Annotated in this window: 13 protein-coding genes; all 13 read left to right on the plus strand. The window is 65.4% G+C overall.

What is annotated here, in order from left to right:
* Positions 1–65 precede the first annotated feature (65 nt).
* The 13 genes from ACO550_RS00520 (at position 66) to ACO550_RS00580 (ending at position 14,678) form a co-directional block, all read left to right on the plus strand.
* On the plus strand, positions 66–1,754 hold the full coding sequence (locus tag ACO550_RS00520; protein ID WP_315596806.1) for a ClcB-like voltage-gated chloride channel protein: 1,689 nt from the start codon (positions 66–68) through the stop codon (positions 1,752–1,754).
* Between the two features lie 191 nt (positions 1,755–1,945).
* Entirely contained in the window at positions 1,946–2,341 is a 396-nt protein-coding gene (locus ACO550_RS00525) for a hypothetical protein (protein ID WP_315596789.1), read from the plus strand.
* A gap of 87 nt (positions 2,342–2,428) precedes the next feature.
* Positions 2,429–3,781, plus strand: a complete 1,353-nt coding sequence (gene miaB / locus ACO550_RS00530; protein WP_315596788.1) for a tRNA (N6-isopentenyl adenosine(37)-C2)-methylthiotransferase MiaB — start codon at positions 2,429–2,431, stop codon at positions 3,779–3,781.
* Positions 3,782–3,787: 6 nt separating this feature from the next.
* Positions 3,788–4,783 carry a PhoH family protein gene (locus tag ACO550_RS00535; protein ID WP_315596787.1) on the plus strand — a complete coding sequence of 332 codons (996 nt, stop codon included), beginning with the start codon at positions 3,788–3,790 and terminating at the stop codon, positions 4,781–4,783.
* Between the two features lie 2 nt (positions 4,784–4,785).
* Positions 4,786–5,538 (plus strand): rRNA maturation RNase YbeY, encoded by a 753-nt coding sequence (gene ybeY / locus ACO550_RS00540; protein ID WP_315596786.1) that lies wholly within the window; start codon positions 4,786–4,788, stop codon positions 5,536–5,538.
* A 136-nt stretch (positions 5,539–5,674) separates the two neighbouring features.
* Positions 5,675–6,562 carry a CorC family transporter gene (locus tag ACO550_RS00545; RefSeq protein ID WP_315596785.1) on the plus strand — a complete coding sequence of 296 codons (888 nt, stop codon included), beginning with the start codon at positions 5,675–5,677 and terminating at the stop codon, positions 6,560–6,562.
* Positions 6,559–8,199 carry an apolipoprotein N-acyltransferase gene (gene lnt / locus ACO550_RS00550; protein WP_315596784.1) on the plus strand — a complete coding sequence of 547 codons (1,641 nt, stop codon included), beginning with the start codon at positions 6,559–6,561 and terminating at the stop codon, positions 8,197–8,199. Before ACO550_RS00545 ends, lnt begins: the two co-directional genes overlap by 4 nt.
* A 466-nt stretch (positions 8,200–8,665) precedes the next feature.
* Positions 8,666–9,619, plus strand: a complete 954-nt coding sequence (glyQ, locus tag ACO550_RS00555) for a glycine--tRNA ligase subunit alpha (protein WP_315596783.1) — start codon at positions 8,666–8,668, stop codon at positions 9,617–9,619.
* Positions 9,620–9,627: 8 nt separating this feature from the next.
* On the plus strand, positions 9,628–10,233 hold the full coding sequence (locus ACO550_RS00560; RefSeq protein WP_485993929.1) for a hypothetical protein: 606 nt from the start codon (positions 9,628–9,630) through the stop codon (positions 10,231–10,233).
* Positions 10,234–10,263: 30 nt separating this feature from the next.
* The gene (gene glyS / locus ACO550_RS00565) at positions 10,264–12,387 is read left to right on the plus strand and encodes a glycine--tRNA ligase subunit beta (protein ID WP_315596781.1); all 2,124 of its coding nucleotides are present in this window, start codon (positions 10,264–10,266) and stop codon (positions 12,385–12,387) included.
* A 38-nt stretch (positions 12,388–12,425) separates the two neighbouring features.
* Positions 12,426–13,019 (plus strand): D-glycero-beta-D-manno-heptose 1,7-bisphosphate 7-phosphatase, encoded by a 594-nt coding sequence (gmhB, locus tag ACO550_RS00570; RefSeq protein WP_315596780.1) that lies wholly within the window; start codon positions 12,426–12,428, stop codon positions 13,017–13,019.
* Between the two features lie 16 nt (positions 13,020–13,035).
* Positions 13,036–13,797: a 1-acyl-sn-glycerol-3-phosphate acyltransferase gene (locus ACO550_RS00575; RefSeq protein ID WP_315596779.1), complete on the plus strand. Its 762-nt coding sequence runs from the start codon at positions 13,036–13,038 to the stop codon at positions 13,795–13,797.
* Positions 13,794–14,678 carry a YgjP-like metallopeptidase domain-containing protein gene (locus ACO550_RS00580; protein ID WP_315596778.1) on the plus strand — a complete coding sequence of 295 codons (885 nt, stop codon included), beginning with the start codon at positions 13,794–13,796 and terminating at the stop codon, positions 14,676–14,678. Before ACO550_RS00575 ends, ACO550_RS00580 begins: the two co-directional genes overlap by 4 nt.
* Positions 14,679–14,706: the final 28 nt, after the last annotated feature.

The raw sequence follows: 14,706 nt of genomic DNA on the forward strand, positions 1-14,706 counted from the left end.
GCGAACAGGTGGCGCTGCGCTATCATGGCGGCCACCCTGCCCCTGCCGCCCCCTTCGCCATCGCCATGCGGTTCCGTTTTCTCGAAGACCAGGAAGTCACGCTCTTTGCGGCCATCCCCGTCGGGATCCTCGCCGGCATTGTGACCACATTGTTCAAGGACGCGCTCGAAGCCAGCGGCGTGGTGATGTTCGGCAAGGATACCGACATCGTGCTGATCTTTGCCGGGCTGGCGGTCGTGTGGCGCGTGCTGATACCAGCCGTTGGCGGCGCGCTCGCCGGCGCGCTGCTGGTGGCGGCCCAGCGCTATGCACGAACCGAGACGCTGCCCAGCGAATACATGGAAGCGGTGGCGCGCGGCACCGGCCGCCTGCCAATCAAGATCACTCTGCTGCGTGCGCTGTCGTCGTTCTGCTCGATTGTCTCGGGCAGTTCGGTGGGCAAGGAAGGCGCCATGATCCAGCTGGCAGCCCTGGCCGGTTCGGTCTTCCCCTCGTCGCGTGCCGACCAGGCCACCGGCGACAGCAATATGCGCCGCATGCTGACCGCGTGCGGCGCCGCGGCCGGCCTGGCAACGGCCTATCACACGCCATTGTCGGCGGCGGTCTTTGTTGCCGAAGTGGTGTTCGGCGCACTGGCGGTCCAACGACTGATGCCGCTGTTCCTGGCCTCGGTGGCCGGCACCATGGTGAGCCAGTGGCGCGGCGGCCTGGAGCCGCTTTATACCGGCCTGCACATCGGACCGGAACTGCTGCAGCAACCTCACCTGATGCTGGCCGCCGCGGGCATCGGCGTGATTGCCGGCGTGTCGGGAGCACTGTTCATGCGCGCCAACACGATGGCCCGCAATGTCTTCCAGCACGTACCCGGCGGACCCGTGGCACGCCTGGCGCTGGGCGGACTGCTGGTGGGACTGCTGGCGATTGTGGTACCCGAGGTGGTCGGTAACGGGTACTACACGATCCAGACCATCCTGCGCGACGAACCGCTGTCGGTCGCGGTGTGGGGCGTACTGCTGGCCAAGCTCGCGGCCACGGTGATCAGCATGGGCTCCGGCGCCGTGGGCGGGGTGTTCACGCCGTCGATGTTCGTGGGTGCGGCGCTGGGCCAGTTGCTGGCGCTGATGATTCCAGGCGGCACCAGCACGCCGCTGCTGCCGCTGGTTGGCATGTCGGCATTCCTGGCAGCCACCAGCCAGGCGCCGCTGATGTCGATCCTGATGGTATTCGAGATGACGCTGGCACCCGCGCTGCTGCTACCGCTGATGATTGGCGCGGTGGCCGCGTACTACACGGCGTCGCGCTGCCAGACCCTGTCGCTCTACAGCGTGGTGGTGGAACGCGCCCAGGCATCGGCCGCCGCCGAACGCGCGCGCGGCCTGCATCTGGATGGCCTGTGCGACCCCACCGATACCGTGATCGACCCCACCGCCACGGTCACGCAGGCCGCCGACAAGTTTGCCGAAACCGGCACGCGCTACCTGTATCTGGTCGATGCCAGCGGTGCGCTGGTTGGCGCGATCTCGATCCATGCCATCCAGCGCGCGCAGCGCGAGGCGCCCGACGCCACGCTGACGTCGCTGGGCGACCTCGCCTTCCCTTCCCTGACACCGGACTCGCGGCTGCGCGATGCACTGGCCATCTTCTCCGAACACGGCATCAACCGGATTCCGCTGGTACGCGACACCGCAAGCCGCGAATTGCTCGGTACCGTGTCCAAGCAGCGCGTGCTCCAGGAAGCCTCCTGCCTGTTCTGAAACCGAGCTGATGCCGAGGTGTTCGGTGTACTGATCACGCCACATCGATACCCCCCGAGGCCCACCGCTCCCCCCGCCAAGCGAGTAGAATCGCGGGTTACCCTGCCTGCGCGATGCCGGCTGTTGCGTGAAGGCGTCCGGCGCCGGCGGTATTCCAAGAACGATCGGTGTAATTTTTGTCGGGAGCCTTCATGTCCAAGCTGTTTTCGCGACGGTTGCACGCCGCGTGCGCCGCAGTTTTGCTGTCCGTCCTTCCCGCTGTATCCGCGCTCGCGCAGACCACGCAGGACACGAGCCAGTCGATTCCCGGTGCGCCGGTACGCGTGATTCCGGCGGACGCCCCGATGGCGCGCATGGAACTGGCGCGGCCGGCGGCCACCGACCCGCTGCAGGCAAAGCTCGACGGCAAGATCGTCGGCGTGGCGCCGGGCCTGCGGATCTTCAGCACCGAAACGCTGCTGCTGAGTCCGGCCAGCCTGGCAGGCCAGAAGCTCAATGTGCGCTACAGGCTTGACCTCTATGGCCAGCTGCTCACGGCGTGGGTACTGACCGATGCGGAAGCCAAGGCATGGAAGGCCGCGCACTGACGCGACATTGGCGCGACATGAGCGCCATTTTTTGAATCAACCTGTTGTGCCCTTGATGCCCCCAGGTAAACCACTGAGACCGGCACCATGAAGAAGGTATTTGTCAAAACGTACGGCTGCCAGATGAACGAGTACGACTCGGACAAGATGGTGGACGTACTGAACGCCACGCAGGGCATGGAGCCCACGGACAACGTCGAGGATGCCGACGTGATCCTGTTCAACACCTGCTCGATCCGTGAAAAGGCCCAGGAGAAAGTGTTTTCCGAACTGGGCCGCATGAAGGCCCTGAAGGCCGCCCGGCCGGACCTCGTGATCGGCGTGGGTGGCTGCGTGGCCAGCCAGGAAGGCGCGTCGATCGTGTCGCGCGCGCCGTATGTCGACGTCGTGTTTGGTCCGCAGACACTGCACCGCCTGCCCGACCTGATCCAGCGGCGCCAGCAGACCGGCCTGTCGCAGGTCGACATCTCGTTCCCCGAGATCGAGAAGTTCGATCACCTGCCGCCGGCGCGCGTGGACGGCCCGAGCGCGTTCGTGTCGATCATGGAAGGCTGCTCGAAATACTGCAGCTACTGCGTGGTGCCCTACACGCGCGGCGAGGAAGTGTCGCGCCCGTTCGAGGATGTGCTGGCCGAAGTTGCCGGCCTGGCCGACCAGGGCGTGCGCGAGGTGACGCTGCTGGGCCAGAACGTGAATGCCTATCGCGGCGCGATGGGCGGCACGAGCGAGATCGCCGACTTTGCGCTGCTGATCGAGTACGTGGCCGAGATCCCCGGCATCGAGCGTATCCGCTACACCACGAGCCATCCGAAGGAATTCACGTCGCGCCTGGTCGAGCTGTACGAACGCTGCGACAAGCTCGTCAACCATCTGCACCTGCCCGTGCAGCATGCATCGGACCGCGTGCTGATGGCGATGAAGCGCGGCTACAGCGTGCTCGAGTACAAGAGCATCATCCGGCGTCTGCGGGCGATCCGCCCCGACATGTCGATGTCGTCGGACTTCATCATCGGATTCCCCGGCGAGACCGATGCCGACTTCGACAAGCTGATGGCAATGGTCAACGAGATTGGCTACGACACCTCGTTCTCGTTCATCTTCAGCCCGCGCCCCGGTACGCCGGCCGCGAACCTGCACGACGATACGCCGCACGAAGTGAAGCTGCGCCGCCTGCAATTGCTGCAGGCCACGATCGAGGAGAACGTGGTCCGCATCAGCCAGAACATGCTCGGCACGGTGCAGCGCATCCTGGTGGAAGGCCCGGCCCGCAAGGACCCGACCGAGCTGCATGGCCGCACCGAGAACAACCGGGTGGTCAACTTCGCGCTGCCGGGTGTACCCCAGGCACAGCGCGACCGCATGATCGGCCAGATGGTCGACGTGAACATCACGCAGGCGTTCCCGCATTCGTTGCGCGGCGAAGTCGTCGTGCGTCAATAAGGCACTATGAAGATCCCCACTGCCGAATTCGTCGCCCCAAGAGACGACAATACGCGCCTGCAGAACCTGTGCGGGCCGCTCGATGAAAACCTGCGCCAGATCGAACAGGCGCTCGACGTCACGATCCAGCGCCGCGGCCACCGCATGACCGTGCGCGGCGATCGCGCGCAAGACGCCGCGCTGGCGCTGGAGCGCTTCTATAACGACTCGCGCGTGGCGCTGTCGATCGACGATGTGCAACTGGGCCTGGTTGAATCGCGCCAGATTGCCGCGCATGGTGCCTACCTGCCCGGCAATGACGACGATGCGCCGGCCGGCGTGGGAGATGAGTCGCCGGTGCTGCATACGCGGCGCGCGGGCCTGCAGGGCCGCACGGCCACCCAGCGCGAATACCTGCGCAACATCCTGTCGCATGACCTGACGCTCGGTATCGGGCCGGCCGGTACCGGCAAGACCTATCTGGCGGTAGCGTGCGCGGTCGATGCGCTGGAGCGCGATACGGTCAAGCGCATCGTGCTGACGCGCCCGGCCGTGGAAGCCGGCGAGCGGCTGGGCTTCCTGCCCGGCGACCTGGCGCAGAAAGTGGATCCGTATCTGCGCCCGCTGTATGACGCGCTGTACGACCTGCTCGGCTTTGACCGTACGCAGAAGATGTTCGAGCGCCAGATGATCGAGATTGCCCCGCTGGCCTATATGCGCGGCCGCACGCTCAATCACGCGTTCATCATCCTCGACGAAGCCCAGAACACCACGCCGGAGCAGATGAAGATGTTCCTGACGCGGATCGGCTTCGGCTCCCGGGCCGTGATCACTGGCGACACCACGCAGATCGACCTGCCACGCGGCCAGAAGAGTGGCCTGGTGGAAGCGCAGCATGTGCTGCGCGATGTGCGCGGCGTGGCGTTCACGCGCTTTTCCAGCATCGACGTGGTGCGCCATCCGCTGGTGGCGCGCATCGTCGATGCCTATGACGAATATCACGCCCAGCACAAGGACGGCTGATCTTGACCAAGAAATCCCCCAAAAACAAAACGTCCGACGCCACCCGCGTGGTGCTGTTCGATGCCGACGGCCGCGCGCGCAAGGCATCTGCCCATGCGCTGCGCATCCAGCTGGCCGATGGCCGCAGCCTGACGCTCGACCTGTCGCAGGCCAATGACGGCGTGGTGGCCCTGCTCGCCGAGCATACCGACCCCCTGCAGCAGGCTGGCCTGCTGGTACGCCCCGACAACAGCGATGCACTGTCGGTGGCCGTGACGGCTACCCCGATCGTCACCACGACCGGCACCCCGGCCACACCGCCCGAGGTCGAGCTCGACATCCAGTTTGGCGACGGCACCGCGAAACGCGCCGGGCTGCCGAGCCGCAAGCTGATCGGCAAGTGGGTCAAATCGGCGCTGTACGCCGATGCCGAGCTGACCGTGCGCTTCGTCGACGAGGCGGAAGGCCGCACCTTGAACCGCTCGTATCGGGGCAAGGACTATGCAACCAATGTACTGACGTTTGCCTACGCTGAAAACGCCGATGATCCGGTGAGCGGTGACATCGTGCTGTGCTGCCCGGTTGTGGAAGCCGAAGCAAAATCGCAGAAGAAGCCGCTGGAAGCCCACTACGCGCACCTGATCGTGCATGGCGTGCTGCACGCGCAAGGCTACGAACACGAGGACGACGCCGAAGCCGAGGAAATGGAAGCCATTGAAACCGAGACGCTGCAGGCGCTGGGTTTCGAGGATCCGTACAAGCCGATCCGCGAGTGAACCTCTGCGAATGAGGCTCCCCTCTCCATGCAATGGGAGAGGGGAGCCTCAAACAGCACCCGGACGCCCACTGTCACGGGGCGGCAAGCCTTTTAGTGTATGCTTCAGACGATCTCCACCACGCGCTAGCCGCGACATGAACGACCCCTATCCCAGTTCGAAGCCTGCCAACCACAAGCAGTCGGATCGGCCCCGATCCCTACTCGAACGCCTTTCAGATTTCATTTCTCCCGAGCCGGATACCCGTGCGGAACTGCTGGAAGTGCTGCAGGACGCGCACGAGCGCAACCTGATCGATGCCGATTCGCTCTCGATGATCGAGGGTGTCTTCCAGGTATCGGAGCTCACCGCGCGCGACATCATGGTGCCGCGGGCCCAGATGGACGCCGTCAATATCGCCGATGCGCCGGAGGCCTTCATTCCGTATATGCAGCAGACCGCGCATTCGCGCTTTCCTGTGTATGAAGGCAATCGCGACAACGTCATCGGGATCCTGCTGGCCAAGGATCTGCTGCGCTACTACACCGACGAGAATTTCGACCTGCGCGAGACACTGCGCCCGGCCGTTTTCATTCCGGAGTCGAAGCGACTGAATATCCTGCTGCGCGAATTCCGTATCAACCGCAATCACATTGCGATCGTGGTGGACGAGTACGGCGGCGTGGCCGGCCTGGTCACGATCGAAGACGTGCTCGAACAGATCGTGGGCGACATCGAGGACGAGTTTGATCTCGATGAAGATCAGGACAAGATCCTGCCGACCGCGGACGGCGCATGGCGCGTGCGCGGACTGACCGAGATCGAACAGTTCAACGAGAGCTTCGGCACGGCATTTCCCGATGACGATGTCGATACCGTGGGTGGCCTGCTGACCAATCACGTCGGGCATGTCCCACATCGCGGCGAAATCATCACACTGCCGCCGATCCGCTTCGAAGTGCTGCGGGCCGACGCCCGCCAGGTGCATCTGCTGCAGGTGCGCCGCGAGGCTCCGGCCGACACCAACGGCGTGGCCGAGGCATGAAGCGCTTCGGCGCGCCCGACGCCGTGGGCACCGACCGCGCCGATCCGACGATCGGCGGCGCGTCCTCCGCGCCTTCCGCACCGACCGGCGCACTGCGCGCCGCGGCATCCCGTGGCACCCTGTTCCGCCTGCTGATCGCCGCCGCGCTGGGCGTGGCGCACACGCAGGCATTCGCCCCGCATGACTGGTGGTGGCTGCAGATCCTGTCGCTGTCCGGGCTGGTGGCATTGGTCGCCGACGCACCCCGGCCACGCGCCGCCGCCGCGACTGCCTATGCATTCGGGCTGGGCTGGTTCCTGTCCGGCATCTGGTGGCTCTATATCAGCATGCATGTCTACGGCGAGATGCCGGCCTGGATGGCCGCGCTGGCCGTGGTGCTGTTTGCCGGCTACCTGTCGATCTGGCCGGCGATGGCCGCTGCCACCTGGCAATGGCTGACACGGCGTGGCCGCGACGGCGTGCTGGCCGCGCTCGCTTTCGGCGCCATCTGGGCATTGTCGGAATGGCTGCGCGGCGTGGTATTTACGGGTTTCCCTTGGCTCGGCAGTGGTTATCCACATACAGATGGACCGCTGGCCGGCTATGCGCCGTTGTTTGGGGTCTATGGCATTGCATTCCTGGCCGCATCCGCGTCGGCACTGCTGGTGGCCGGCGTGCGCGGCTGGCTGCGGCGCATCGAGCCCGGTGCGGCACGCGTGGCCGCCTGGTCCGGCGGCCTGGTGGTTGCGACGCTGGGCGGCGGCCTGGGATTGGCGCAGATTGCCTATACGACGCCAATCGGCCAGCCCATCGGCGTGCGCCTGCTACAAGGCAACGTCGCGCAGGACATCAAGTTCGAACCGGCGGGCATCCAGCGCTCGCTAGAGTTGTACCGTGACCTGATCACCGCGGCACCGGCCGACCTCGTGGTGACGCCCGAGACCGCGTTCCCCGTCATTCTCCAGGAACTGCCGGTCGATATCGCCAAGGCGGTGCGCACCTATATGGAGAAGACCGGTACCACGGTCGTCTTTGGTGCGGCTGGCGCCGACTCCCCGGTGGACTTCACCAACAGCGTGTTCGCCATCGGTCCCGAGCAGGACCAGCTCTACCGGTACAACAAGCACCATCTGGTGCCGTTCGGAGAATTCATCCCGTTCGGCTTCCACTGGTTCGTCAACATGATGAAAATGCCGCTCGGCGATTTCCGTCGCGGCACGCTGGACCAGCCAGCCGTGCCGGTACGCGGCATCCATGTGGCGCCCAATATCTGCTACGAGGATCTGTTCGGAGAGGAAATCGCGACCACGCTACGCCAGCAGGCCACGCCCGCCAACATCCTGGCCAATGTCACCAACCTCGCGTGGTTCGGCGACACCATTGCGCTCGACCAGCATCTGCAGATCTCGCGCATGCGCGCGCTGGAAATGCGTCGGCCCATGCTGCGCGCCACGAATACGGGCATGACGGCCGTGGTCGGGCCGGACGGAAGCGTCCAGGCGAGGTTGCCGACGTTTGAAGTGGGCACGCTGACAGCGGCCGTGCAGGGCATGCAAGGCCTGACCCCATATATCCGCTGGGGCAACGTGCCGGTTCTGGCCGGCGCGGTGCTGGTGCTGCTGCTGGCATTGCGCGCGCGCGGCGCGCGCAAGCCTTAGCCGACCAGCGAGGTTGCCATCGACAGGGCCGCGGCGGCCACCATCACGGCGAGGGCGACGATATAAGGTTTGCGAGATAGCAGCGACATGAACAATCCCCAAAAGTTGTTATCGACATCGTTGGACGGCATTGCAGCCCACCCTGCCAGGTAGCTGCGCTTCGACCCCGTGAAGCATTGCGGTCCGCCTGCAGCCATCTGGTTTTTGATGCGGTGGCTGCGTGCTTCCACTGTATACAAAAACGGTATCGGCACCTATCGGACGGATCTGAATCCCATGTCGGGATTTACCCGACCCGTTGCGTTGGGCCGACACCCTTCCCCATGCATAATCCATGCCCTACGGCATCGTTTTCCTGTCTGTTCCCGGCTGAGTGCAGCCAAAAACCCGATAGAATTCAAGGTTTGGCAAACCGCGCGCGAGACGTTTCGCGCACTTGCCTGCCAGCTTCCTTTTTCGTCCTCCTATGCTGACCTTCCAACAAATGATTCTGACCCTGCAGGCCTACTGGGACCGGCAGGGTTGCGCGTTACTGCAACCGATCGATCTGGAGGTCGGCGCCGGCACGTCGCACGTGCACACCTTCCTGCGCGCGCTTGGCCCCGAGCCATGGCGCGCCGCCTATGTGCAGCCGTCGCGCCGGCCCAAGGATGGCCGCTACGGCGAGAATCCGAACCGCCTGCAGCATTACTACCAGTACCAGGTGGTGCTGAAGCCCGCGCCCGAGAACATCCTGGAGCTGTACCTGGGCTCGCTCGAGGCGCTGGGCCTGGATCTCAAGCAGAACGACATCCGCTTTGTCGAGGACGACTGGGAAAACCCGACGCTCGGCGCCTGGGGCCTGGGCTGGGAAGTCTGGCTCAACGGCATGGAGGTGACGCAGTTCACGTACTTCCAGCAGGTAGGCGGCATCGACTGCAAGCCGATCACGGGCGAGATCACCTACGGTATCGAACGCCTGGCGATGTACCTGCAGAAGGTGGAAAACATCTACGACCTGGTCTGGACCGAGTGGGAAGAGAACGGCGTCACGCGCCGCCTGACCTACGGTGACGTCTATCACCAGAACGAGGTCGAGCAGTCCACCTACAACTTCGAGCACAGCAATGCCGAAATCCTGTTCCGCCATTTCGCCGAGCACGAGGGCGAAGCCAAACGGCTGATGGGCGATACCGGCGAGAAGAACGAGGACGGCACCCCGAAGACCACCGACACACGCCTGGCGCTGCCGGCTTACGAACAGGTGCTCAAGGCCGCCCATACGTTCAACCTGCTCGACGCGCGCGGCGCCATCTCGGTCACCGAGCGCGCAGCCTATATCGGCCGCATCCGCAACCTGTCCCGCCAGGTGGCACAGGCTTACTACGATTCGCGCGAAGCGCTGGGCTTCCCGATGTGCAACAACGGGGCGCGCGCATGATGGCCCGCATGCGCGGCGCCTTAGCGCTCGCCGCGTTTGCCGTACCGCTCGCATCGCCCGCCGGTCTGGCGCTGGCCGCGGCCCGCACGACGGCGACGCCATCGCCACAGGCGCTCTACCTGCCGGCCGACCTGACCAATATCTGCGAAGCCGATAGCCAGGCGCTGCAGCAGGCGATCACGCGCCATTGGCGTCCGTCGCTGACGTCGATCGACCAGTGGACGCAACTGGTGCGCTCGTTCTCGTGCGACCTGTCGGGTTCGCGCGATCTCGGCTGGCATCGCGTGCCGCTGCGCGCGTATGAAAGCGCGATCCGCTACCCGCTGCAGTGGGTCGAGTGGGAAGAGCGCAACGGACGCTCGCGCCGTACGGTACGTAACTATTACTCCGCTGCGCAGTTGCCGGCAAAGATCGATTTCTGGGTCGGCGGACGCATCGACGAACTCCGCTACGACCGGCGCGCGAACCGCATCGACGCACGTTTTCCAGCCGCGGGTACGCGCGGCGCTTCCGGCGTGGCCGTGCAATGCGCCTACACCACGCTGCAATTCCGCCAGCAGAACGGCCTGTGGCTGCTGTCTGGCGTGGAACCCAATCTCGCGCCGCGCTGCTGACGCGCGCGCCCATACCTGTTGGATAGATTCATGTCGCAACCCATGACCGATTCGCTGCTGATCGAACTGTTCACCGAAGAACTGCCGCCGAAGGCGCTGGCCCGCCTGGGCGAGTCGTTCGCACAGGGCCTGTTCGACGGCCTCGGCGCGCGCGATCTGCTCGAAGCCGGCGCCAGTGTGACGCCGTTTGCCACGCCCCGCCGCCTGGCCGCGCTGGTGACCGGCGTACGCCGCACCGCCCCGGACCGCGAGCAGCGCGAGAAGGTACTGCCGCTGACCGTGGCACTCGACGCAAATGGCGCGCCGACCGCGCCGCTGGCCAAGAAGCTGGCCGCCCTGGCCAAGTCCGTGGGCGTGGCCGAGATCGACTGGCAAACGCTGGAGCGCGCCTCGGACGGCAAGGCCGAGGCTTTCTTCTACCGCTACACCGCCAAGGGCGCCACGCTGGCCGACGGCCTGCAGGCGGCGCTCGACGACACGCTGGGCAAGCTGCCGATCCCGAAGGTCATGAGCTACCAGCGACCTGACGGCACCACGGTGCACTTCGTGCGCCCGGCCCATAGCCTGATCGCGCTGTACGGTGCGGAAATCGTGCCGGTATCGGTGCTCGGACTGGCTGCCAGCAACGTCACGCAAGGCCACCGCTTCCTGTCCCACGGCCCGATCGAGATCGCGCACGCCGCCGAGTACGCCGGCCAGCTCGAAACGCGCGGCCGTGTGATCGCAAGCTACGCCGACCGCCGCGCACGCATCCGTACGGACCTGCTCAAGGAAGCCGGCACCGACCAGGTTGTCATGCCCGACTCGCTGCTGGACGAGGTCAACTCGCTGGTGGAATGGCCCGTGGTCTACCCGTGCCACTTCGAGGAAGCGTTCCTGGCCGTGCCGCAGGAATGCCTGATCCTGACGATGCAGACCAACCAGAAGTACTTCGCACTGACCGATGCCGACGGCCACCTGCGCAACCGCTTCCTGATCGTCTCGAACCTGGCCACCGAAACGCCGCAATCGATCATCTCGGGCAACGAGCGCGTGGTGCGTCCGCGCCTGGCCGACGCGAAGTTCTTCTTTGACCAGGATCGCAAGAAAACGCTGGCCTCGCGCGTGCCGCAACTCGGCAACGTGGTCTACCACAACAAGATCGGCACGCAGCTGGACCGCGTGCAGCGCCTGCAGCAGATCGCCGGCCATATCGCCGATGCGATGAACGCCGCCGGCGCGCCGGTCGACAAGGCTGCCGCGATGCGCGGTGCCGAACTGGCCAAGGCCGACCTGCTGACCGACATGGTGGGCGAGTTCCCCGAGCTGCAAGGCACCATGGGCACCTACTACGCACGCCATGACGACGAAGCCGAAGACGTGGCGCTGGCTTGCTCCGAACACTATCGTCCGCGCTTTGCCGGCGACGCGCTGCCCGCCAACAACGTGAGCACCGCCGTGGCGCTGGCCGACAAGCTCGAGACGCTGGTAGGCATCTGGGGCATCGGCCTGCAGCCCACCGGCGAAAAGGACCCGTTCGCGCTGCGCCGCCACGCGCTTGGCGTGCTGCGCATGCTGATCGAGAAGCCGCTGGCGCTGTCGGTCGACGCACTGCTGGCGCTGACCGAACAGGCGTTCGCCGGTGTGGCGGCCGTCAAGCCGTCGCGCGCAGCCATTGCAGACTTCCTGTACGACCGCGTGCGCGGCTACCTGAAGGACAAGGGCTACACCACCAATGAGGTGGAAGCCGTGGTCAGCCTGCGTCCGCAGTCGCTGCACGACATCCTGGCCCGCATGGAAGCCGTGCGCACGTTTGCCGCGCTGCCCGAGGCCGAGGCCCTGGCCGCCGCCAACAAGCGCATCACCAACATCCTGAAGAAGACCGACGAAGCAATTGGCAGCGTCGATACCGCGCTGTTCCAGGAAGGCGCGGAAGGCGCGCTGCACGAGGCCATCGAACGCGTGCGCCCCGGTGTCGAAGCCGCATTTGCCGGCGGCGATTTCACCGCCGCGCTGCGCGACCTGGCCCAGTTGCGTGACGCCGTGGACCGCTTCTTCAACGACGTGATGGTGATGGCCGAGGACGCGAAACTGCGTGCCAACCGCCTGGCGCTGCTGGCCACGCTGCATGGCCTGGCCAATCGCGTGGCAGACATTTCGAAGCTGGCAGCCTAAGCTGTCCCAAGGGTCACCACGCCGTATCGGAGCACGCCATGCCACAGTCCCAGCCCAAGTTCGTCATCCTCGACCGCGACGGGGTCGTCAACCTCGACAGCGATCAGTTCATCAAGACCCCCGATGAATGGGTGCCGATCAAGGGCAGCCTCGAAGCGATCGCCATGCTGAACCAGGCTGGCTATCGCGTCGTGATCGCCAGCAACCAGTCCGGTATCGGCCGCGGCCTGTTCGAGATGAGCGCACTCAACGCGATGCACGAGAAGATGTACAAGGGGCTGGCCAATCTGGGCGGCCGCGTGGAGGCCGTGTTCTTCTGCCCGCATACGGCCGCCGACAATTGCGATTGCCGCAAGCCGAAATCGGGGCTGTACGAGCAGATCGGCGAGCGTTTTGGCGTGGAACTGCGCAATGTGCCCACCGTGGGCGATTCGTTGCGCGACCTCGAAGCCGGCGTTGCCGTGGGATGCGTGCCGCACCTGGTGCGCACCGGCAAGGGCCTGCGTACCCTCGACAAGGGTGGCCTGCCCGCCGGCACGCGCGTCCACGATGACCTGGCCGCGTTCGCGCGCTGGCAGATTGCACAGGGCGCGCACAAGCCCGTCCCCCATGCGGCACCGTCCGCTTCATGATTTCCGGTCCTGATCGATGACGTTTATCCGTTCCCTGCTGTTCGCGCTGTACCTCCTGGTCCTGACACCGCCCTATGCGTGCGCGTGTTTTATCGTCTTCCCGTTCATGAACGCGGAGAACCGCTTCCGCTTCGTGCGTGGCTGGCCGCGCCTGGTGATCGGGGCCGCACGCCTGATCTGCGGCATTCACTATCGCATCGACGGCATGGACAAGATGCTGGCCATGCTCGACAAGCCCGTGGTTCTGCTGTCGAAGCACCAGTCGGCCTGGGAAACCGTGGCCTACGTGGCGCTGATGCCCAAGCCGCTGTGCTTCGTGTTCAAGCGTGAGCTGCTGTTCGTGCCGTTCTTCGGCTGGGCGCTCGGCATGCTCAAGATGGTCCACATCAACCGCAAGGATGGCACGCGCGCGTTTGCGTCGGCGGCACGGCAGGGGCGCGAGCGTCTTAACGAAGGCGCATGGATCATCATGTTCCCCGAAGGCACGCGCACGCCGTCGGGCAAGCCGAATCCGCGCTACAAGAGTGGCGGCGCACGGCTGGCGGTGGAGACCGGCGCATGGGTCTTCCCGATGGCGGTCAATTCGGGCCGCGTCTGGCCGCGCAACTCGTTCATGAAGTATCCGGGCATGATCACGATCTCGATTGGCGACGCCATCCCGTCGGCCAACAAGACCGCCGATGTCCTGAATCAGGAAGTGGAAACGTGGATCGAGGCAGAGATGCGCCGCATCGATCCGGAAAGCTACCGACACGCAGGGAACCAGGCCACCGCATGAAGCTGTTGCGCCCCACTGCCGACCCCGGCGCGCAGCTCGAGCTGCCGCTGGCTGAAGCCTCGCCTTCCGGGCCGGCCCGGCAGGACCTGCTTGCGCCCTCGGCCGATCCGTCCGGCACGCCCACCGCGGTGGTACCGGACAGCTGGCCGCCCGCACTGCCGAACGGGCGCACGCTGCAATTGGGAGAGCGCACGCTCCATTACGCGCTCAAGCGTTCATCGCGCCGCACCATTGGCTTTACGGTCGACGACCGCGGCCTGTCGATCACCGCGCCGCGCTGGGTCACGCTGGCCGATGTCGAGGCCGCCATCCTCGAGAAGCAGCGCTGGATCTTTGCCAAGCTTGGTGAATGGCGTCACCGCGAAGCGCGCCGCGTGTTGCCCAATGTGCAATGGCGCGATGGCGCCGAACTACCCTTCCTTGGACGGCCGATCACGCTGCAACTGGAATCGCCGGCAGGTGCGCTGCTGTTCAACGCCGATACCCGCGTGTTGCACCTGGCCATGCCCGCGCATGCCGACGAACAGCAGATCAAGGACCGCGTGCAGGGATGGTTGCAGCACCAGGCACGCCGGCTGCTGGCAGAGCGGCTCGAGATCTATGCCGACAAGCTCGGCGTGCGCCATACCGGTTTTGCGCTGACTTCCGCCGCCACGCGCTGGGGCAGTTGCACGGCCGACGGCAAGATCCGCCTGAACTGGCGCCTGATGCATTTCCCGTTATCGATGATCGACTACGTGGCCGCCCACGAACTGGCACACCTCAAGGAAATGAACCACGGCCCGCGTTTCTGGGAAACCGTGGAGTCGATCTTCCCGGAATTCCGCGACGCCCGCGCACAGTTGCGCGCGCATCCGCCCGAGCTGCTGCCGACGTTCTGACGCATCTGGTGTCCCATGGCTCTGGCGA

Source organism: Cupriavidus sp., from assembly GCF_057315035.1.

Excerpts from the sequence above, each read along its gene's own strand:
- ACO550_RS00535 (WP_315596787.1), top strand. The coding sequence starts at position 3,788 with ATGAAGATCCCCACTGCCGAATTCGTCGCCCCAAGAGACGACAATACG.
- miaB (WP_315596788.1), top strand. The coding sequence starts at position 2,429 with ATGAAGAAGGTATTTGTCAAAACGTACGGCTGCCAGATGAACGAGTAC.
- ACO550_RS00545 (WP_315596785.1), top strand. The coding sequence starts at position 5,675 with ATGAACGACCCCTATCCCAGTTCGAAGCCTGCCAACCACAAGCAGTCG.
- ACO550_RS00520 (WP_315596806.1), top strand. The coding sequence starts at position 66 with ATGCGGTTCCGTTTTCTCGAAGACCAGGAAGTCACGCTCTTTGCGGCC.
- ACO550_RS00560 (WP_485993929.1), top strand. The coding sequence starts at position 9,628 with ATGCGCGGCGCCTTAGCGCTCGCCGCGTTTGCCGTACCGCTCGCATCG.
- ACO550_RS00575 (WP_315596779.1), top strand. The coding sequence starts at position 13,036 with ATGACGTTTATCCGTTCCCTGCTGTTCGCGCTGTACCTCCTGGTCCTG.
- glyS (WP_315596781.1), top strand. The coding sequence starts at position 10,264 with ATGTCGCAACCCATGACCGATTCGCTGCTGATCGAACTGTTCACCGAA.
- gmhB (WP_315596780.1), top strand. The coding sequence starts at position 12,426 with ATGCCACAGTCCCAGCCCAAGTTCGTCATCCTCGACCGCGACGGGGTC.
- lnt (WP_315596784.1), top strand. The coding sequence starts at position 6,559 with ATGAAGCGCTTCGGCGCGCCCGACGCCGTGGGCACCGACCGCGCCGAT.
- ACO550_RS00525 (WP_315596789.1), top strand. The coding sequence starts at position 1,946 with ATGTCCAAGCTGTTTTCGCGACGGTTGCACGCCGCGTGCGCCGCAGTT.
- glyQ (WP_315596783.1), top strand. The coding sequence starts at position 8,666 with ATGCTGACCTTCCAACAAATGATTCTGACCCTGCAGGCCTACTGGGAC.
- ACO550_RS00580 (WP_315596778.1), top strand. The coding sequence starts at position 13,794 with ATGAAGCTGTTGCGCCCCACTGCCGACCCCGGCGCGCAGCTCGAGCTG.